Origin of the sequence: Streptomyces sp. NL15-2K (assembly GCF_030551255.1) — a bacterium.
In the GTDB taxonomy this organism is placed as follows: Bacteria; Actinomycetota; Actinomycetes; order Streptomycetales; family Streptomycetaceae; genus Streptomyces.
In genome coordinates, this window is sequence record NZ_CP130630.1 from 4,249,600 (window position 1) to 4,270,020 (window position 20,421).

The window sequence follows — 20,421 nt, forward strand, 5'->3', positions numbered from 1 at the left end:
GCCGGACCTTCCGCCGCACCCCTACACCCCCCACCCGGCCACCAGAACTGCTGTCCGATCATCGAACTCACCTACACAACGCACCCCGCCCGGAAAGGTCACGCAGCAACCGCAAGAGCCCCGAAGAGACCGGAAGAATCACAGCAACACCAAGGAAACCCAAGCCAATCGATCCACCGTTAGCGAAAACAGTGGCCGGATCTTGAGGGAACGACCGGGTTCGGCGGCGATGGGTACGTACGGCTGTGGGTTCAGCGACGCTTGCGGACCAGCAGCAGCGCGCCGCTGGTGACGAGCAGCAGGGCCGCGGCGGCGAGGGCGACCGTGGGGCCGAGTCCGGTGCCGGCGAGTTGGTCGGCGAGGGAGAGGTGGCCGTCGGGCGCCGGTGTGGTGGTGGCGGCGGCGTCGGGGGCAGGCGCGGACTCGGATGCGGACTTAGACGCGGACTTGGACGCGGACTTGGACGCGGACTTGGACGCGTACTCGGACGCGGGCTCGGACGCGGGCTCGGACGTGGACTTGGACGCGGGCTCGGACGCGGGCTCGGGCCGTCGGGCTGGTTCGGCCTCGATGTCGAAGCGGTAGTCGTTCGACTGGCCGACCCAGTCGCCGTCGCCGTCGTGGCGTTGTACGACGGCCGCGTTGGCGGTGACCTCGTTCGGTTCGGCGTCCGAGGTGAGCGCCAGCCGGACCTTCACGGTGAGGGTCTTGCCGGGGGCGACGGTGAAGCCGCGGAAGCGATCGCGGTCGTCGGTGAAGGCGCCGACGAGTTCGTCCGCGTCGGTGCGTTCGAAGCGGACGGGGTGCGGGCGGGCCCCCGCTGTGCCGTCGTAGAACTCCAGGCGGGGCTGAGTGGGCTCGAGGGCACGCCGCTCGTCGACGAGGACGACGACGGGGTGGATGTTCCCGCAGGTCCGCGTGGTCGTGTTGGTGAGGTCCAGGTACCAGGTGCCGTAGCCGCCGCCGGCCTCGTAGGAGTCGGGGCCGCCGTGGATGCGGGTGGTGACCGGGAAGGCGCGGTCGTCGGTGGCGGCGCAGGAGGGGCGGGGGGCGGCCTGCGCGGGGGACGACAGGAGGACGGCGGCGGCTGCGAGGCAGAGGGGGACGGGGGCGCAGAGGGATACAGGTGTGGGCAGTCGCATCATCAGCAGTCGCATGAACACATGACCATGCCGGGTGCTTCCGGCGGACGGTCGGTGCCGCTCCGTACGGGCCCGCAAGTCCCCTCGATCAGCGCACATGGGCGACCGGTGCCGCGCCTGGGACCGGGAAGCCCATGCACGCCGTGCCTCTGGCACGAACTCGCAGCATCCTGTGTGGTTCGCGACCTGCGAAAGTGGACCCATGACTGGCATCCCTCTTCGCGTAGGCCTCGTCGGCTACGGCCTCGCCGGCTCCGTCTTCCACGCCCCGCTGATCGCCGCCACCGAGGGCCTCGCCCTCGACACGGTGGTCACCTCGAACCCCGAGCGGCAGGAGCAGGCCCGCGCCGAGTTCCCCGACGTGCGCGTGGCCGCCGGTCCGGACGAGCTGTTCGACCGGGCCGGCGACCTGGACCTGATCGTCATCGCGTCCCCGAACAGGACGCACGTCCCGCTCGCCACCACCGCGCTCAAGGCCGGCCTGCCCGTCGTCGTGGACAAGCCCGTCGCCGGCACGGCCGCCGAGGCACGCGAGCTGGCCGCCCTGGCCGACGAGCGCGGCCTGCTCCTCTCCGTCTTCCAGAACCGCCGCTGGGACAACGACTTCCTGACCCTCCGAAGGCTCCTGGCCGACGGCGAGCTGGGCGACGTATGGCGCTTCGAGTCCCGCTTCGAGCGGTGGCGGCCGCAGCCGAAGGGCGGGTGGCGGGAGTCCGGCGACCCCGCAGAGATCGGAGGTCTGCTGTACGACCTCGGCAGCCATGTCGTCGACCAGGCGCTGGCCCTCTTCGGCCCGGCCGTCTCCGTGTACGCCGAGTCGGACATCCGCCGCCCGGGCGCGGAGACCGACGACGACACCTTCATCGCGCTCACGCACGCCAACGGCGTCCGCTCCCACCTGTACGTCTCCGCGACGGCCGCCCAGCTCGGCCCCCGCTTCCGGGTGCTGGGTTCGCAGGCGGGTTACGTCAAGTACGGCCTCGACCCGCAGGAGGCGGCGCTGCGGGAAGGCCTTCGGCCGGGCCCCGGCTGGGGCGCCGAACCCGAGGCGCTGTGGGGCCGCGTGGGCTCCGGTGAGTCCCCGCTGACCGGCGGCGGCCGCCCCGAACCTACCCTTCCGGGCGACTACCCCGCTTACTATGCGGCAGTGGCGAAAGCCCTGCTGGACGGCGGTCCCAACCCGGTGACCGCGCTGGAGGCGGCGTCCGCCCTCGACGTACTGGAGGCGGCACGCCGTTCGGCCCGCGAAGGAAGGGTGGTAGCGCTGTGACCCACAACCAGGAGCTCACCCCGAAGTTCCACCCGGAACTCACCCCGAGCCTGGAGGAGTTGGAGGCGCAGGAACGGCGCCTGGTCTTCCGCCAGTTCACCTACGACGACGCCTGGGCCCTGGGTTCCCTGCTCGTCGACCTGGCCCGCGAGCGCCAGGCCCCCGTAGCCGTCGACATCCACCGAGCCGGCCAGCAGCTCTTCCACGCGGCGCTGCCCGGCTCGGCTCCCGACAACGACGCCTGGATCGCCCGTAAGCGCCGGGTGGTGGAGCGCTACGGCGCCGCCTCCTACCTGGTCGGCACCCGCTTCCGCGCCAAGGGCACGACGTTCGAGGAATCCTCGCGCCTGGACCCGGACGTGTACGCGGCCCACGGCGGCTCCTTCCCGATCAACGTCGAGGGCGTCGGCGTCATCGGCGCGGTGACGGTGTCCGGGCTGCCGCAGCTGGAAGACCACCGTTTCGTGGTGGCGGCGCTGGAGCAGTTCCTGGGCCTCTGACCGGCCGCCGCGGGAAGATCCCGAGGCTCCCTCCGGTTGGCACCGCTGTACAGCACACCGACCGGAGGGAACCGCACCACATGAGTGACGCCTTGAAGGACACCGTCGGCCGGTACGGCATCTGGAGCGTCGGGCTGCGCTCGGAGGACCCGGCACGGCAGGGTGAACTCGCCGAGGCGGCAGCGGAGTTGGAGCAGCTCGGCTACGGCGCCGTCTGGCTCGGCGGCAACAGCGCCGCCCGCAACGCCGTACCGCTGATCGAGGCCACCTCGACGCTCACCGTCGGCACCAGCATCCAGAGCATCTGGGAGCACGAGCCCACCGACAGCGCGGCGGCCTTCGCCGACCTGGAGGCGAGGCACCCCGGCCGCTTCGCCCTCGGTATCGGAGTCAGCCACGCCAAGCTCGCGGAGCAGTACCGTCGCCCCTACTCGGCCCTGGTCGCCTACCTCGACGCCCTGGACGCGGCGGGCGTCCCGGCGAACCGCCGGCTCCTGGCGGCCCTCGGCCCCAAGAGCCTGAAGCTCGCCCGCGACCGCGCCGCCGGCTCGATCCCGTACCTGGTCACCGCCGAGCACACGGCCCAGGCCCGCGAGGCCCTGGGCGAAGCCCCGCTGCTGGCCCCCGAGCTGAAGGTCGTCCTGGAAACGGACCCGACCCGGGCCCGCACCGTGGCCCGCGATTACCTGGCCATCTATCTGGCCCTCCCGAACTACACCAACAACTTCCTCCGCCTCGGCTTCACGGAGGAGGACCTCGCGGACGGCGGCAGCGACCGCCTGGTCGACGCGGTGTTCGCCTGGGGCGACGAGTCGTCGATCCGCGCCCGCATCGACACGTTCCGAGAGGCGGGGGCGGACCACGTGGCGCTGCAGGTGGTGGACGGCGGGCCGCGCGACGCGCTCCCGCGCGAGGCATGGCGGAGGCTGGCTGCTCTCCTCGCGTGAGTGAATCCCCTTACGCCGGCCTGCGACGGAGTGGATCTCCTTGGAAGCTGTTGTCTTTTCCGGACTTGAGGACTGCGTTTTCGCTGGTGGGGCATAGGGTCGGTGATCGGGTGGGAGTGACGGCTTGTCATGTCGTCGTGCTGTAGGGGGCGTGGATGCCGTCGGTGGTCGGGCTGCTGGAACAGCGCGAGCTGGGTGCTCGCCGTAGGGTGGACGGGCTGCGGGAGGAGGCCGACCGCATCCAGGCCGAGTTGGCCGTGGCAGAGCCGGAATGGCAGGAGTGGGCCATCGCCCGCTCGAAGCCGTTGTCGACCAGGTAGCGGATCGCGTCCAGCATCGCGTGGTGGCAGTGCGCCTCCGGCTGCCCGCCGCGGCCGCGCATCCAGCCCGGCACCGGCAGCGACGGCCGGACCCGGGACCATTCCCCGTCCGTCATGTCGGTCGGGTAACGGAAGACTGCGGCACCGGGGCCTCCTGATGTTGCTCGGTGATTAGACACCAACGAGCTGTTCAGGAGGCCCCACTCGTATGCGCTCAGCGGTCCGCGACCACCCGATCGAGACTCCCGTTCGAAGCGCCTCTCTCAAGATCGAAAGGACAACAGCTTCTCGGCCGGACGCGGACTGAGCACAGCAGGGTCATCCCCAGGCATGCATCGCACCGGACGCGGTTCGTGTCCGGCTCGTCCGTGCCTGGAGGCCGCTGGTCAGTCGGCGGCCTCCAGGATCTTCCTCGGTGTCACGCAGGTCATGCTGTCATGCAGCCAGCAGGCGCACGACGTGTCCGTTGCCTGTCAGGGACTGGGTCAGCTTGACGACGACCAGCTTGCCGTCGCTGGCCACGCTGCGTGGTGTCCCTCCGTTGACGGACACCTGGTAGTTTCCGGCGGGCAGGTTGCGGAGGGTGAACTCGGGCGTGTAGCTGCCGGTGACCACGCTCTGAACAGTGATCTGGATGTCACGCAGGTCGGTGGAAACCTGTGCCCGGGCGTACTTGGCCCTGTCGACCTCCAGCGCGAACTTGCCCTTGTTGTACAGGGCGAGACGCTGACGCACTCCGTCCTTGGGCGTGACGACGTAGGCGTTGTTCTGCAGGACCACGTCGCCGCCGTAGGCGTACAGGCCCACGACCCGGTCCTCGACGACATTGACCGCGGCGGTCTTGAGGCCGCCCCAGAAGCCGAGGTCCGCCTCGCCCGACCAGGCCCACCAGCCGTCCAGATTGGCGATGTGGCCGTAGTTGCTGGTGCCCTTCTCGCTCTGGAACTGCCAGGAGGCCGCACCGATGTTCGCGGCGTCACCACTGATCTGACCGGCGTTGATGTTGGCCCAGCCGGCCACGTACGCACCGTAGGTGCTGCGCATCATCTCGTCGAACTCGGCACCGTTGGTGGAGGCGTAGGAGAACAGGTAGTCCTGCTGCTGCCACGCCCCCAGCTGGGTCTCGTAGCCGAGGTTCCACCACGACTCACCCATGTGCCGGTTGTCCGAGCCGTAGAAATACCACAGGGGCTGCATGCCGCGAGCTGCCAGCGACGCACGGGTGACCTTGTCCGCCAGTGCGGTGTTGCCGTACATCTTCGCCAGCGTGTAGCAGGCCTCGAAGCCCGTGGTGTCGATGCTCATCTCAGAGGCGAAGGGGTACTCCTGCGCGAAGATCTTGTCCCGCTTGCCTTGGACGAAGCCCTCCAGCAGCTGCGCCTCGGCAGTCAGCCCCTCGTCCTTCAGCCGCGCGATGATATCCGGGTAGAGCAGTTCGCCCATCAGGCCCAGATCGTGCGCGGCGTCCCCGATGGGGGTCGGCTGCGGGATCTTCGTGTACATCGCTTCGAGCGTCTTGAAGGCCATCAGCAGGTATTCGTTGGCACCCAGACGCGTCGTGATCTGCGTGTACCTCTTCGCGATCTTGTACATGTTGAGGTACGTGTTCGCGATGTGCACGTAGTTGTAGGCACGCCACACGCCTTGGTCCTTCGGTGTACCGTCCTGCCCGTCGTACCAGCGGTAGACCTGGTAGGTGCGCACGCCGTTGGAGGTCTTGCTCTGGAGGTAGCCCAGCAGGAACTTCTCGATGTAGTAGTCGAGGGAGGTGACCTCGCTCTGGCTGGGTGTGGCGATGTTCTTCTCGGAGAGGAAGACCGCGGGCGCGAGTCCGAGGTCGTCGGAGCCGCCGGCCATCCACTCCTTCCAGCCGCCGCCCGGGTAGTCGTCCCAGGTGATCAGCTTGTTGCGGCTCATGTCCCACTGCAGGTAGGCGCCGTTGTAGCCACGGGTTGTCTTCGCCTGCTGCTTGGTGGCGAGGAACGTCGCATGCGTCGCGACGAGTTCCTCGACCGGCTTGATGGAGTGGTACTGCAGCACCGATTGTTTACCGCCGCCGTACGTCACGGTGACGTAGTTGACACCGAGGACCGGAAAGGTGAGGTCGTAGAGGGTGTAGCCGTTCCTGGTGCCCTTGGAGGTGACGGTGATGTTCTTGCCGCTCTCACCGGTGACCTGCTGGATGCCGCCCTGGGCGCGGACCGCGAGGGTGGCCTTGGTGTCCTGGGAGATGACCATGCCGGGCAGCGAGATCGCGTCCACCACACCGGCGTCGTAGAGCACGTTGCGCATGTCCGCGTAGTTGGCGGCCCAGCGGAAGGTGAAGCTGTAGGTCTTCTCCGCACCGGGGTCGAGCACCAGGGACGTGGCGGGCAGGTACTTGGCGGTCTTCGCGGCGCGTTCGACGCAGATGTTCTTGGAGTGGATGAAGTACTCCACCACGCCTTCCCATGACGGGTCCGCCTCGGCGAAGGGCCCTTCGCCGTACCGCGCCTTGTTCTTGAACTCCAGAGAGGTACCGCTGTTCGGAACCATCATCAGGAACGGTCCGGTGCCGTTGGGACGCTGCCAGTAGATGTACGAACCGTCCTTGCCGACGAACGAGTGCCGTCCGACGTTCTGCTCGTAGATCCCCTTCTGGTCGCCGCCGTTCCACCACGCGTTCATCAGCAGCGCGAAGCCGAGGTCCTGGAACTCCAGACGCTCGGTGGAGGTGTTCTTCAGACGGATCGTCCACACCAGCTTGTCCCCGCCGGTCCCCGCCAGGGTGTAGGTCTGGAACAGCGAGAAGTTCCTGATCCCGTTCGCGTGAGCCGCGGTCCCCTCGTAGGCGACCTGCACTCCCCCGGTCACGGATGTCACCTTGCGGATGTCGTCCGACAGCGACGTCACGATCGGTGTGCCGACCGTCGCGGCACCCTTCTTCACGTTGAACACCATGTCGCCGACCCACCGCGAGTCGTTGATGTTGAACGCGCCGTGGATGTCCGGGTTCATCACATAGTTCGTGCCGAGACCGTCCTGGGGATTGGACAGCTGGTACACGCCACCGGTGGCCTGGTCGATGCTCACATCGAAGAACGACGATGTGACCTTGCTGACCGGACCGGGAAGAGCGGAAGCCGTCCGGGGAACTCCGAGGACGCTGATGGCAGCTCCGGCGAGACTCAGCGACATTACGCGTCGTCTTGATATGTCGGCTCGACCGTTCGGGTCTTCCGAGTGTCTTTTGCTCACGTCATTGTGTCCCTTCACTCAGATGATTCGTGCCGACCCGCCCTCCTGTCCTGTGAGGGTTCGGTCGGTGTTCCGGGAGGAGCACTCCCGGTGTTCCCGCACGGGCCTTTGGACGACCCCGGCCGTCCGGGGGCTGGATCCGTGGGGTGCCTGTGTCGACCCCTTTCGCGGCCGGGGGCTAAATGGTCGGCAGCCATACCCGCATGGTGGCCGGACCTCGGTTGGCCCAGGTGCAGTAGGGGATCAGGGTGAGTTCACCGAGGGCCGGGGGCTCGTGGGAGTGCGTTTCGTCCTCCGGCTCGAACGGCCAGCCGGCGTTGGTACGGCCGGCCAGCGCCGCTGACACCCGCACCGTGTCGCCTTCGCTGCGCGGCGGACTCGCCTGCGGGTCGACCAGGATCTGCGCGACGTCCCCGCCGTCCGGCAGGTCGACGGACTCCGCGCAGTACACCAGCGGACCGCGCTCGACGGCCACACAGCCCCGTACGGCGTCGATCCGCGGGTCGGGGGTGACGAAGCGGGGGCTGTCCGGCAGCTCCAGCAAGATCTCGTCGTCGGCGGCGAAGGCGCGTGCCACGTGCACGGTGCCAGGGCGTACCGTGCGGCGGGTGCCGTCGGGCTCGACCAGCCATGCCCTGCGGGATCCGACCCAGCCGGGCACGCGCATCGAGAGGGTCCACACCCGGCCGGGTGCGGCCGACGTGTCCACGACGACACGGACGCGCCCGTCGTAGGGGTATTCGGTGTGGACGCTGAGGGTGACGCGGCCGGCGCCCGGTATGGGCTCCGCCTCGATGCGGGCAGGCGCGTACTGGTGGATCTGGATGCCGCTGGTGCTGGTGCTGGCCAGGTACGCGGGCAGAACCGCCAGGGTGCGGGCGACGTTGGTCGGGCAGCAGGAAACAGCGAACCAGGGGGCACGCAGGCTCGACTCGGCTCGCGGGCTCTGCTCGTCGGCGGTTGGTACGGTCCCTGCGGTGCGCTGGTGCAGGGTGTTGGTATAGAAGAAGGAGCGGCCGTCCTGCGCCGGTGAAGCGGCGATGACGTTGTAGAGGGTGCGTTCCATCAGATCCGCGTACCGCGCCTTGCCGGTGGCCAGGAGCAGACGCCACGACAGCATGACGGATGCGACGCCCGCGCAGGTTTCGGCGTAGGCACGGTCGGCGGGAAGGACGTAGTCCTCACCGAACGACTCGTCGCGGTGGTGGGCTCCCATTCCGCCGGTGATGTAGGTGCGGCGGGCGACCGTCGCCTCCCACTGACGTTCGACGGCTGCCAGCAGCTCGGTGTCTTTGGTCTCGACCGCGATGTCGGTGGCGCCGGCGGCCAGGTAGAGCGCGCGGACGACATGCCCTCGCAGCACTTCCGCGTCGCGTACGGGGATGTCGTCCTGGTAGTACGGGCGGCCGAACTCGATGTCGGGCAGGGTGCCGTGGCCCCGCCGTTCCACGAACAGGCGGGCCTGTTCCAGGTAGCGGGGTTCGCCGGTGGCGCGGGCGAGTTCCGCGAGGGCCACTTCGATCTCGGGGTGGCCGCAGATGCCGGGCGTGTTCTCGCCGAAGGTGGCGCACACGTGGTCGGCGGCGCGTATCGCGGTCCGGGCGAGCAGGCCGCCGCCTCGGGTGCGCAGCTGCGCCACGCCGGCCTGGATCAGATGCCCGAAGCAGTAGAGCTCGTGTCCCCACTCCATGTCGCTGTAGCGGGGTTGCTGTCCGGGGCGGCCGAACTGGGTGTTGAGGTAGCCGTCCGGCTCCTGGGCTGCGGCGACCGTCGCGGAGAGCTCGTCGCACATGGCCTGCAGCTCGGCCTCGCGGTCCGCGTCGGTCTGCCGGGCGGCTTCCCAGACAAGTGCTTCCAGCAGCTTGTACACCTCGGAGTCGGAGAACTCCCGGCCCTGGCGGGCCTGGGGCAGCTCCCCTGTGACGGCGTGGCGGAAGTTCCCGGTCCAACCGGCCTGCTCCAGCCAGTGGTGGCAGTGTGCGAGTGTCGCGGCGGCGTTCACTCGTTGACGTTCGCCCCAGAAGCCACCGGTGATGGCCGCTTCGTCAAGTCCCAGCGGCAGCAGAGTGCTTTGTGACGGGCGGACGGGCGCGATGAGCGTGGCGGATTCTGGTGCGGCAGGAGTGACAACCGGCGACGTGATGGTCTCGGACATGGTCTCCCTCGGGTCGGTACCTGGTTGCGCGGGTGGCTGCGGCGGCGGGGAGGGGAATGTCATGGATGTCATCCCTTGAGAGCGCCGGCCATGAACCCGCGGATGTAGTGCCGCTGGAGCAGGAGGAACAGGGCGAGGCAGGGAACGGCCAGGACGACCACTCCCGCTTCGGTCGCGCCGTAGTCCACGGCTCCCATGGACTGCTGGCGAAGGTTGGCGATGGCGAGAGGCAGCGGCGCGCTCTGGCTGTCGCTGATGAGGATCAGAGGGGCGATGAAGTCGTTCCACGCGGCGAGGAACGCGAACAGGCCCACGGTGATCAGCCCGGGCTTCACCGCCGGCAGCATCACCCTGACCAGCGCGCCGGCGGTGCCGCACCCGTCGACCATCGCCGACTCCTCCAGTTCCTTCGGGACGGACTCGAAGGAGATCCGCATCATGAATGTGGCGAACGGCAGCTGGTACATGGCCAGTACCAGGCTCAGCCCCACCAGTGAGTTCTGCAGTCCCAGTTCGCCGAGCAGCACGTACAGCGGGATGAGCAGCGTGGCGTACGGAACCATCAGGATGGCGAGGGTGAGCAGGAACAGAACGTTCTTGCCGGGGAAGGTGAAGCGGGCGAAGGCGTAGCCGCCGAGGAGTGACACCAGCAAGGTCACCGCCACGGTCAGCACGGAAACGATGGTGCTGTTGACGAAGTAGCGGACCAGTCCCGCGTCGTAGTCGAGCAGGGTGCGGTAGTTGCCCAGACCGTATCCGGATGTCTGTCCCGTGCCGGGCTGGGGGCTGACCGATGCCCACAGGCTCCACAGCAGCGGGAAGAGGAACACAACGGCCAGCCCGCCGGCGACGACGTGGAAGGGGATGCGGCCCAGGGTTCGGGCGTTGGTGGTCACGAGACCAATCTCCTTGGTGCTGCGGGCAGAACAGAGACGGTGGGCACGGGAATGGGCACGGGAAGGTGCCGAGCTCGGTCGTTACTTGTCCGCATCGCGCAGTCCTCGGAACTGTACGAAGTTGAGGACGAGCAGTACGAGCAGCACGATCACCGACAGGGCACCGGCGGTGCCCAGGTTCATGCGCTGGAACGCCTCCCGGTAGATCAGTTGGACCACCGTGACCGTGGCGTTGTCCGGGCCGCCCTTGGTGAGAATGAAGAACTGGTCGAACGCGAGCAGTGAGCCGGTCACGCACAGCAGCAGGCACAGGGCCAGCGAGGGGCGGAGCAGCGGGAGGGTGATCGACCGGAACACCTGGAAGCGGGAGGCTCCGTCCATCCTGGCCGCCTCGTACACCTCGCCGGGGATGCGCTGCAGGCCCACCAGGAGGATGAGCATGTAGAAGCCGGCGAACTTCCAGACGATCAGGAAGACCGTCGACATGAGTGCCGCCGTCGGCGTGCCGAGGAAGGAGACCGGTTTGTCGGACAGGCCGAGTTCCTGGAGCAGGCCGCTGACCGGGCCGACGGTCGGGCTGTAGAAGCCGTAGAAGAGCAGGGCGGCCGAGGCCAGGCCCAGTGCGCTGGGCAGGAAGAACACGGTGCGGAAGAAGCCGACACCGCGCCGGGATTCCTGCACCAGCATCGCGAGGACGAGGGCCAGGCCGATCAGGAGCACTGTGGCGATCACGGTGTACAGCAACGTGAAACGGACGGCGGGCCAGAACAGCTCGCTGGAGACGACGTCGTCGTAGTTCTCCGGGGTGTTGTATCCGCGGTACCCGGTCAGTAGTGGCCAGTCGCTCAGCGACATCCGCCCGACGAGGAACAGGGGCCAGATGAAGAGCACTGCGACGAGGATGGCGGTGGGCGCCGCGTAGCCGAGGCCTTTGGCCTGGCGACTGCGCCACCAGGGGGCCTTGACCGAGGTGGCGGCCCGCCGGGGGGCGGGGACGCCCTCTGAACTGCTGGTGGCGGGCCGCCTGATGGTTTTGGTGTGCATGGGGGCAACAACTCTCAGGGAAGCGGGTCAGTCGGCCAGCGAGGCAGAGATGTCCTTGTTGAGGCTGTCCACCTTGGCGCCGTTGCTGAAGACCGCATCGCGCATCAGAGCGAGCCAGGGGCCGTTGGGGTCATTGAACGTCTGACCGAACTTGGCCGCGTAGGGAGTGCGTCCCTTGGCCACGAGTTTGTTTATGGTGACCAGTCGAGGATCGGCAGCCGAGTACTTGTTCTCCGCCAGGTCGGTGCGCGCCACGACATCCTTGTGTGCGGCCACGATGTCGATCTGCGCCTTGTCGTCCAGCGACCAGGCCAGGAAGTTCCACGCCTGATCCGCCTTGCCGCTGGTGGCGGAGATTCCGACGGAGTCACCGCCGATGAAGGTGGACTCGCCACCGCCGACCGCGGGGATGGGCGCGACGCCGATGTTCATGTCCTTGGGCATCAGCCCCAGCGTGGTGGACGGCATCGGCATGACGCCGACCTTGCCCTTGGGGAACACACCGGTCCAGGTGGCTCCGGTCTCCTCGCGGGTACCGGCGGCGGTGATGTCGTCCTTCGCCCAGCCGCGGTAGGTGTCGTACAGCTTCTTGGCCGTCGCCGAGGCCAGGTCCGCCGAGGTGCCGTCCTCGGACATCACGTCCTGGCCGGCTCCCCAGATCGACGGCCACCAGGTGAACACACCGCAGCCGCCACAGTTGCCTGCGAAGAAGGTCCCGTCGACGCCGGCGCCGAGCTTGTCGACCGCTCGGGCCTGCTCGTCCCACTCCTCCAGTGAGGTCGGCGGCTTCTCCGGGTCCAGCCCGGCCTTCTTGTACAGGTCCTTGTTGTAGAAGAGGACGGACAGGTCGAGGGTGTGGGGAACCACGTACTCCTTGCCCTCGTACGTGCCCGCCTTGATGTGCGACGGGGCGAGCTTGTCGCCGTACGGCAGCGCGGCGATGCGCTCGGTGAGGTCGCTGTACAGGCCGCTGGAGGTGTAGTTCGGTACGAAGACCACGTCGGCGGCGAACAGGTCCGGCAGGTCCTTGGACCCGGCAGCGGCTCCGACCTTGGCCTGGTAGTCGTCGGTGGGGATCACCGTCAGCTTGACCTGGTTCTTGTGGTTCTTGTTGTACGCGGCGACCAGGGCCTCGCTCTGCGTCTTGGTCGCGGCGCGGGTCCACATGGTCAACGTGGAACCATCGTCCAGCCCCTTCACCCCGCCCTTGCCCGAGCCGCCATTGCCGGCGGTGTTCTGACCGCCGTCGGCACAGCCTGCTGCGGCCAGCGCCGTCACCAGCGCGCACGCCACCCATACGACTCGTCTGCCCGGTGCGTTCCTCATTTGTTACTCCCCAGAAACGAAGGCTGTCTGCCAGGACAGCTGTGACGCACATGCCCCAAGCACGTGACCGAAAGGAAACGAAAAGGATTTCGGTGAACGTAGAGCCCTAATTCTCGGCTAGTCAACCCCTCTGCACTAGGAACTTTCTCCAGCTGGGCGCACACGGTCGCCGTCAGGTGCGAAACTCATCTAGTACGGTTTTCGTGTGAAGGACGAAGGACCGAAACGGTCGGCCAAACAACAGGAGGAGCACCTCATGACCCACCAGGCCCGCAGCCGGGAGGAGTCGAGCGCCGGGTCGACGGAGGGCGTCCGCCGCACGTCCAGCGTCACTCTCAGCGATGTGGCGCGGCTCGCCGGGGTCTCCGTCTCCACCGCTTCGAAGGCGCTCAACGGACGCGACCAGGTGCGAGCCGAAACCAGACAGCGCGTTCTCGACACCGCCGAACGGCTTGCCTTCCGCCCCAACCCCCTCGCCCGCGGTCTGCTCGCGGGTGCGACAGGCACAGTCGGCCTGCTCACCGGAGACCTGGAAGGCCGTTTCAGTCTGCCGATCCTGATGGGCGCGGAAGACGCGTTCGGCGCCGGGGAGCTGTCAGTGTTTCTCTGTGACGCCCGCGGCGACACCATCCGTGAGCGTCACCATGTGCGGGCACTGCTCGACCGGCGAGTCGACGGCCTGATCGTGGTGGGCAGCAGCACCGACCCCCGGCCTTCGCTCGGGCGTGACCTGCCGGTTCCCGTGGTGTACGTGTACGCGCCCTCCGAGGATCCGGCTGATCTTTCCTTCGTTCCTGACAACGTTGCTGCGGGCCGTATGGCCGTGGAGCACCTCATCGCCTGTGGTCGGACCCGGATCGCTCACATTGCGGGTGCCGCCACCTACGCAGCGACGACCGACCGGATGAAGGGCATCGCCGCAGCGCTGGCGGAGGCCGGGCTGGAGCCCGCCGCGGCCTCCCACACGGGCGCGTGGAGCGAGAGATGGGGGCGTGCGGCCGCCGCGATGCTGCTGGACCAGGGGACGGAGCTGGACGCCCTGGTATGCGGCAACGACCAGATCGCACGCGGAGCGGTGGATACTCTGCGTGATCTCGGCCGTCAGGTTCCTCATGATGTGGCTGTCATCGGATTCGACGACTGGCACGTGGTGACCGAGGGCTGCCGACCCGAGCTCACCAGCCTCGACATGAACCTCGAACAGCTCGGGCGCAACGCCGCCACAGCCCTGGCTCAGGCCATCGCTGACGGGAGCGCGCTCAGCGGCGGTGTGCGGACCCAGACTGCACGACTGGTCGTACGAGAGTCCACCGTCCCCCTCACATGAGGGAGGCCCCGCCGATGGAAGGGAGCGCACGGCAGCCGGCCCTGTGCCAACTGATGAGACCAGAACTTTACGGTTCGACGCTGGTGAGGAAGAAACGCCACTCAACTTTGAAGATGTCGGCGGCCTCCGCGCAAATGCTCTCCGCCTCCGCGCGAAGCGGCGGTGGAGGCTGTGGTTCATCACTGAGGCCGTAGCAGGGAATCGGGTGGCGCAGCCGCTCGATATCGGCCTTGAGGGGACCGGTGGTGACGAACACCGGGCCGTAGAGCAGGTCGGCGTGTTCAGGTTCCTTCTGCCGCAGCCGTCGTTCTGTGTCGGCGGCGACCTGCACGGCCGCGGTGAGCGCCGCCCCGCAGTCCTTGTCGTTCAGGGACGTGCTCCTCGTGCACTTGTCCAGGTCGGCGCCCGGGTGCGCCTTCATCGCGGCCTGGAAGGCATCGTGAACGTGCTGATCCAGATGCGATGTCGTCGGCGGTGCGGAGGAGGCCGGGACAGCTGAGGCAGAAGGTGGCGCCGACGACCTCGACGGGGATGCCGACGCAGAGGCCGACGGCGCGGTAGGTGCCGGATCGCCACTGCAGGCGGGGAGCAGTGCTCCGGCGGCTACCGCCAGCAGCAGCGGGCGAGTCCGCCGGAACGCTCCTGGTCCTGAGAACATGTCAGGACCGTACGGACCGGGCTCGGGAGGGGTCCCGCCCGATCTTCGCGTCGGCCGCCGTCGGGCGACAGAACCTAGTGCCCCGGCAGGCAACGTTTGCCCGTTGAGGAGCGCCCGCCGCGCAGCGGCCAAGGACCGCAGCCGGTGCGTGCTCTCGGCGTGCCGGCCGGAAGGCTCCGTCGATGGACCGGACGTACTTGGGCTTTCGGCCGGTGCGGCGAGTGGGGGCACCTCCCACGCCTTTAGGGCAGTGGGGGAGCGTGCCGGGCGTCGCGACGGGGCGAACGTTGCCTGTCGGGGCACTAGGCATCACCTAGGCGTCCTTGAACTCCTGCCGCTGCCGGCCGAGCCCCTCGATCTCCAGCTCCACCACATCCCCCGCCCGAAGAAACGGCTTCGGCTCGGGCGCCCCCAGCGCGACCCCCGCCGGCGTCCCGGTATTGATGACGTCGCCGGGATACAGCGTCATGAACTGGCTGACGTACCGCACGACCTCCCCCACCGGAAAGATCTGCTCGGCCGTCGTGCCGTCCTGCTTCAACTCCCCGTTGACCCACAGCTTCAGCGACAGGTCCTGCGGATCCGGCACTTCGTCCGCCGTCACCAGCCACGGCCCCAGCGGGTTGAACGTCTCGCAGTTCTTCCCCTTGTCCCAGGTCCCGCCCCGCTCGATCTGGAACTCCCGCTCGGACACGTCGTGCGCCACGGCATATCCGGCGACGCAGCCGAGCGCTTCCTCCACGGACTCCGCATACCGAGCCGTACGTCCGATGACGACGGCCAGCTCGACCTCCCAGTCGGTCTTCACCGACCCGCGAGGAACGAGCACCGTGTCGTGAGGCCCGACCACCGTGTCCGCGGCCTTGAAGAAGATCACCGGCTCGGCGGGCGGCTCGGCCCCCGTCTCCCGCGCGTGGTCGTGGTAGTTCAGCCCGATGCACACGATCTTGCCGATCCGGGCAACCGGAGGCCCGACCCGCAGCCCCGCCGCGTCCAGAGCGGGCAGCGAACCCGCCTCGGCGGCGGCGCGGATCCGGGCGAGCGCGTCGTCGTCGGCGAGCAGCGGTCCGTCGATGTCCGGGATCAGGCCGGAGAGGTCCCGCACGACACCTTCGGCGTCGAGCAGCGCGGGCCGCTCCGATCCCGCCGTACCGACTCGCAGCAGCTTCATGATCACAATCTCCCTCGATCGCGGGGCGCCGACCGATGGGTGCAGCCATCGGAGGACTGGTCGATCCTCCAAGGTCGGCGTCCAGTCCGCAATACCGTTCTCACGGACTGAGCAGAGGTGACGACTCAGAGGCTGCTGCTAGCTTGTCCGCGCTCAGCGATGCGCAGAGCAGATGGGAGCCTTCTCCGTGACAACAACCGACCCGCGCGAGACCGCCTGGCGGATCCACACATCTCTCGGCGAGTGGATCGCCCGGGTCGACGCGAAGGCGTCCTTCGCACTCACCCTCGAATCCGCGACCCTGGCCGGCATCGTGGCTCTGTCCGACGACGGCCGTCTGTTCGGAAACCTCCATGGCTGGGGGGCGCGGCCGCTCCTGTGGATCGGCACCGTGCTGATCCTCGTCGGCGCTGTGCTGGCCATCCTCGTCGTGGCCCCGCGGCTCCGCTCTCGCCCGGCTCTGCAGCAGGAGGCCAGTAAGAGCTTCATCTACTTCGGCCACCTGCAGTTCTGGAAGCCGACGGACCTTGAGGTCGCCTTGGAGCAGCAGGACATACTGCCCGTCCTGTCGCATCAGCTCATCAACATGAGCAAGATCGCCTGGCGCAAGCACCGCTTCGTCCAGCTCTCCTTCCTGCTCGCCGCGATCGGCGGCACCTTGGTCTTCCTCGCCGGCCTCGCTGCCTGAAGAGGCATCCATACGTGGCCGTATCGGCGAAACCTCCTCAACTTCCAGGAAAAATACGGATACCATGCGAGGCCGCAGCACACTCTGCCGGCCCGCGGTGCCCGGTAGCGCTGAGGGGAGCGGTGCGGTGCTCATACAGGATCAGGACTACGTCCTGCTGAAGGACGGACAGATCCTCGCAGTGCACGGCCATTCCCATCCGCCGGGCCATCTGGTGGGCGAACTGGCTTTTGTGCCGTCCGCCGTGGGTGACTACACGTTCTTCAACTCCCGGTATCGCAAGGCGTACGTGATGAGAGGCCGGGGCATCTCCGAGCGCGAGCGGGAGCATGTCCGTTTCGAGACGGGGACGTGCTTCGACCACGCCCATCCGTTCTCCGCGAAGTCGCTCGTCCCCCTCGCACAGGTCGAACTCCACTTATCGGCGGCCGTCGACCCACGGGCCGAGGCGGCGCCCGGCTCCTTCCTGCAGCGGTACGCCGACGCCCAACTGAACGAGCTCCACCGCGTCCTCGGCGACACGATGCCGGACGCGCCACTCGGGCTCACCGGATCAGCACGGCTGCTGCTCCAGGACCACTCGGTGCGGACGATGCACGACTTCGATGTGCTTTTCACCGGCGGTCCGGACCGGGTCCGGGAAATCGCCCGCCGCCTGGCCGCGCATGGCGAGGCCCACAAGGAAGCTCGGTTGCACGAGCACGGTAAGGGATGGCGCATCCGGTTACGCATGCGCGCGGGTATCCTCTGCCCATTCTTCCGCTACGCAGACCCCGCCGACGCCCCGCTGGCCGGGCTCACCGGTGCACGGACCCTGCTTCGGGACGTCACAGTGAGCGGACGGGTGATCGAGGACGCCCACGGGGCGTATCTCCCCACCTTCCTCGTGATCGCCCCGGACCGGGTTTCCACGGCGTTGCCGGGGGAGCTCGCCCATCGTCTTCCGGTACTCGTCAGTCATATGCGCGACCGGGGGGACTTCTTCGTCGGCGACCGGGGCACCTTCACGGGCGAGCTCTGCCATCTCCGCACCCGGCGAGGGGACTTCATCGCGCTGTCAGTGGTGGACGGTTCGGATTCGCGTCTGGACACACCGATTTGGCAAGAGTGCTGAGCCCCGGGCCCGCCGGCGGACCGGCGGCGTTGTCTCCTGTGCCCCCGCAGGCGGCGGCCCAGGCATGGGAGAGAGCCGTGGCCACGGTGTGGGGGCATCGGTTCGGCGCGGTCTCGGTGATGTACGAGGCAGTTGATCCCCGCTCGCTCAACAGCGTGATCAATCTCGTCGCCACCGGTAGGTTCGCCTCAGCGCAGGCGCTGCTGCACCTGTTCGTCGCGGCCGGGATCGCGCCGTACCAGCCGGTGCTGCTCTCCAGCCCGGACGGCGGCACTCTCCTGCTCGGCCCTCTGGTCGAACGTCATCCGAAAGGGCTGCTGATCCTCGATGGGGTGCATCGCAGTCTGGCTGCCCTTCGGCACGGCCTGAGCACCGTGTGGGCAGCCATTCTCACCACCCAAAGGCGTCCCGAGCCGGCCGGTCCGCTCGTCCCGCTCTCAGCAGTCACCCCTTCCACCGCTCCACAGACGTGGATCCCGCTCTTCCGGCACACGGACAACGACAACTTCCGGCCAACTCAGAGAATCCTCGAACAGGCGCAGTCGCGCCTCGAACTCGATCTCCGACTTCTCGCGAAAGAGGACCACATGGCACACGCCGACCACTCCTGGGACAAGGACGCGAACCTGAATGACGAACGCCTCGGTGCCGACGTCGTCCCCACGCGGTACGCGCTGACCGCGCCCCAGGTCGTCGTCAATGACGACAAGCAGATCCTCATCGTGGATCCGCATCCGGCGGGCACCTGGGACACCTGGATGTTCCCCTACGCCTCGCTGATCGTCACCCGCGAGGAGGTGTCCCAGGACTCGGCCGGCCAGGACACCGGGAGCAGCCCGATCCTCGCCATTGCCGAAGGCTCCACGTTCCGCGAACTCTCCGAAGCCTTGGGCGCACTGCGACGCGAGCGTCAGGACGAGTACGTCTCCGCCATCCAGACCGGTGTCAACAACGTCATCGCGGATCTCAATGGCACCTGGAGTGGAGCGGGGTTCTACACCAACTATTCCCTGAAGTTCTCCAAGACGTCGGGCAGTTACACGGCCTACGAGTTCAACTACTTCCTCAACCGAGTCGCCGCACTCCGCCTCGACATCCCGCACGTATGGATCGAGCCGGAGCGCCTGGCAGCCGAGCTGGAGGGGTCGGAGACACCGTTCGGCCGAAAGGTCTCGTCCAACGTGGCCGACGCCCTTCCTGCCATCCACTCCGCTCTGTAACAGACAACCGACGGTCGGGCTGTGGGGTGACCAATGACCTACCAAGTACTCAGTGGCGAAAGCCCCGAGAAGATGGCCCTGACGGCCGCCCCTTCCTCGGTGTGGATCATCTCGACGCTTGAGATTGCCGTCGGTTGGCGGGGCGAGCAGCATCTCATGCTGATCCATCCCAGCTATCCGCTCGCCGGACAGCCCAACAGCCCGACCCACGACGAGGGGTACTGGGCTCCCCCCTTCGTCGCGTATCCCGTCCACATCGACTACTCGCCGCCGACGACCGCCGGTTCACTGCTGCGGCTGGCCACCGAAGCCGCGAAGAGCGTCGACATCGAGGGGGGTCTGCACCATCTCGCTTATCAGATGGGTCTGCGGGACATTCACCTGAAACAGCGCAGCGCGTTCCTGGAACTGAAGGTTTCACCGCGTTCACCGAGTTTGGTGAAGGCGTACTACATACTCCGCCACGGTCTTGTGGGCGTGGACACCTCCAGTTACAGGAACCTCGCGGACCCTGAGCAGCGCCGCGGTTATGTCTTCCTGCCTCTCGGCCAGTACCAGTCGGCGACCCATCTGCGTCACAGCGAGGAGCACGGGCGCAGTGAGCGCTGGTTTCTCGGTAAACCGCTGATGAGCAATGTCGAACATGTCCTCGGCGACGACATGCGCAGGCTTGCCATCAGCGAGGAGAGCATCGATGTCGATGCCAACCTGTTCAACCGCGAGGAACGGGGAATCCTGTGCGTCGTGGACCTGGCCGGGTACGGTACCGCGCTGCGCTACGCGCTGGACCATATGCACACCTTCTCCACGGCGGCGGCGTCGGCTCAGGACGACTTCCGTCGGCAGGTGGCGCATGAGCTGCACACCATGCTCGGGGACATCGGCAGCACCCAAGCCCAGTTCGCCGGTGACGGGTTCGTCGCGGCGTTTCCCGAGCGGGTGTTCCCGGACGCCGCCGAGCTGACAGCGAAGATCCTCACCCGCTGGGAAAGACTCATCGATCTGGTCGAGCAACTCAACGGTGCCATCCGGGATCCGGAGAAACGCGTGGGCACCCGGCTGGTGCTCCATCACGGGGCGTACACCTACGGCCGGATCGCCGGCACACGAAGTTTCGCCGCAGCGTTCGACGGTGCGGCAGTGATCGAGGCGGTCCGGTTGGAACAGGGACTGGCCGCGGCCTCCAAGGAGAGGGGTACCGGGGTGTTTTCATCGCTTCCTCAACGCCTGCACCTGCTGGCCGTGAGCGCGGATCTGGAGGCACGACTGAAGACACCGGAGGGGGAGGCTCCGTTCGACCGTTGGTCCGCACTCGGACGGACAGAGCTGACCGCGAAGGAATACGACGGCGAGGCACTCATATTCCGGTTCATGACGCCGGACGGCGAGCGGTGAGTCCCCGTTCC

Annotated in this window: 17 protein-coding genes; 8 read left to right on the forward strand and 9 right to left on the reverse strand. The window is 67.7% G+C overall.

The window, feature by feature from the left end:
• Positions 1-251: 251 nt before the first annotated feature.
• Entirely contained in the window at positions 252-1,157 is a 906-nt protein-coding gene (locus Q4V64_RS18880; RefSeq protein WP_253267137.1) for a hypothetical protein, read from the reverse strand.
• A gap of 187 nt (positions 1,158-1,344) precedes the next feature.
• On the opposite strand from Q4V64_RS18880, the gene Q4V64_RS18885 reads away from it, so the two are divergent.
• From Q4V64_RS18885 to Q4V64_RS18895, 3 genes are all read left to right on the forward strand, one after another.
• Positions 1,345-2,412, forward strand: coding sequence for a Gfo/Idh/MocA family oxidoreductase (locus Q4V64_RS18885; RefSeq protein WP_124441968.1), 1,068 nt, complete (start codon positions 1,345-1,347; stop codon positions 2,410-2,412).
• Positions 2,409-2,912, forward strand: coding sequence for a heme-degrading domain-containing protein (locus tag Q4V64_RS18890; protein ID WP_124441967.1), 504 nt, complete (start codon positions 2,409-2,411; stop codon positions 2,910-2,912). Before Q4V64_RS18885 ends, Q4V64_RS18890 begins: the two co-directional genes overlap by 4 nt.
• A gap of 80 nt (positions 2,913-2,992) precedes the next feature.
• Complete coding sequence (locus tag Q4V64_RS18895) at positions 2,993-3,859, forward strand: LLM class F420-dependent oxidoreductase (protein ID WP_124441966.1); 867 nt, start codon at positions 2,993-2,995, stop codon at positions 3,857-3,859.
• Between the two features lie 127 nt (positions 3,860-3,986).
• On the opposite strand, the gene Q4V64_RS18900 is transcribed toward Q4V64_RS18895, so the two are convergent.
• The 6 genes from Q4V64_RS18900 to Q4V64_RS18925 form a co-directional block, all read right to left on the reverse strand.
• On the reverse strand, positions 3,987-4,295 hold the full coding sequence (locus Q4V64_RS18900) for a transposase (protein ID WP_216377646.1): 309 nt from the start codon (positions 4,293-4,295) through the stop codon (positions 3,987-3,989).
• Between the two features lie 319 nt (positions 4,296-4,614).
• A complete protein-coding gene (locus Q4V64_RS18905) occupies positions 4,615-7,251 on the reverse strand; it encodes a DUF5695 domain-containing protein (RefSeq protein ID WP_124441965.1) in 2,637 nt (878 codons plus the stop codon).
• 343 nt (positions 7,252-7,594) lie between these two features.
• The gene (locus Q4V64_RS18910) at positions 7,595-9,571 is read right to left on the reverse strand and encodes a beta-L-arabinofuranosidase domain-containing protein (protein WP_124441964.1); all 1,977 of its coding nucleotides are present in this window, start codon (positions 9,569-9,571) and stop codon (positions 7,595-7,597) included.
• Between the two features lie 68 nt (positions 9,572-9,639).
• Complete coding sequence (locus Q4V64_RS18915; RefSeq protein ID WP_124441963.1) at positions 9,640-10,467, reverse strand: carbohydrate ABC transporter permease; 828 nt, start codon at positions 10,465-10,467, stop codon at positions 9,640-9,642.
• 81 nt (positions 10,468-10,548) lie between these two features.
• Positions 10,549-11,511, reverse strand: a complete 963-nt coding sequence (locus tag Q4V64_RS18920) for a sugar ABC transporter permease (RefSeq protein WP_124441962.1) — start codon at positions 11,509-11,511, stop codon at positions 10,549-10,551.
• Between the two features lie 27 nt (positions 11,512-11,538).
• Positions 11,539-12,837: a sugar ABC transporter substrate-binding protein gene (locus Q4V64_RS18925; RefSeq protein WP_124441961.1), complete on the reverse strand. Its 1,299-nt coding sequence runs from the start codon at positions 12,835-12,837 to the stop codon at positions 11,539-11,541.
• Between the two features lie 256 nt (positions 12,838-13,093).
• Here Q4V64_RS18925 and Q4V64_RS18930 point away from each other — a divergent pair, with 256 nt between their 5' ends.
• A complete protein-coding gene (locus tag Q4V64_RS18930; RefSeq protein WP_124441960.1) occupies positions 13,094-14,164 on the forward strand; it encodes a LacI family DNA-binding transcriptional regulator in 1,071 nt (356 codons plus the stop codon).
• Between the two features lie 67 nt (positions 14,165-14,231).
• Here Q4V64_RS18930 and Q4V64_RS18935 read toward each other — a convergent pair whose 3' ends face one another.
• Together Q4V64_RS18935 and Q4V64_RS18940 are read right to left on the reverse strand one after the other, a co-directional pair.
• Entirely contained in the window at positions 14,232-14,585 is a 354-nt protein-coding gene (locus Q4V64_RS18935) for a hypothetical protein (protein WP_124441959.1), read from the reverse strand.
• A gap of 550 nt (positions 14,586-15,135) precedes the next feature.
• Entirely contained in the window at positions 15,136-15,993 is an 858-nt protein-coding gene (locus Q4V64_RS18940) for a fumarylacetoacetate hydrolase family protein (RefSeq protein WP_124441958.1), read from the reverse strand.
• Between the two features lie 187 nt (positions 15,994-16,180).
• Here Q4V64_RS18940 and Q4V64_RS18945 point away from each other — a divergent pair, with 187 nt between their 5' ends.
• The 4 genes from Q4V64_RS18945 (at position 16,181) to Q4V64_RS18960 (ending at position 20,410) form a co-directional block, all read left to right on the forward strand.
• Positions 16,181-16,681: a Pycsar system effector family protein gene (locus tag Q4V64_RS18945; protein WP_124441957.1), complete on the forward strand. Its 501-nt coding sequence runs from the start codon at positions 16,181-16,183 to the stop codon at positions 16,679-16,681.
• A gap of 127 nt (positions 16,682-16,808) precedes the next feature.
• Positions 16,809-17,795: a hypothetical protein gene (locus Q4V64_RS18950; RefSeq protein ID WP_124441956.1), complete on the forward strand. Its 987-nt coding sequence runs from the start codon at positions 16,809-16,811 to the stop codon at positions 17,793-17,795.
• 77 nt (positions 17,796-17,872) lie between these two features.
• The gene (locus Q4V64_RS18955; protein WP_124441955.1) at positions 17,873-19,015 is read left to right on the forward strand and encodes a hypothetical protein; all 1,143 of its coding nucleotides are present in this window, start codon (positions 17,873-17,875) and stop codon (positions 19,013-19,015) included.
• A gap of 72 nt (positions 19,016-19,087) precedes the next feature.
• Positions 19,088-20,410 carry a hypothetical protein gene (locus Q4V64_RS18960; RefSeq protein WP_124441954.1) on the forward strand — a complete coding sequence of 441 codons (1,323 nt, stop codon included), beginning with the start codon at positions 19,088-19,090 and terminating at the stop codon, positions 20,408-20,410.
• Positions 20,411-20,421: the final 11 nt, after the last annotated feature.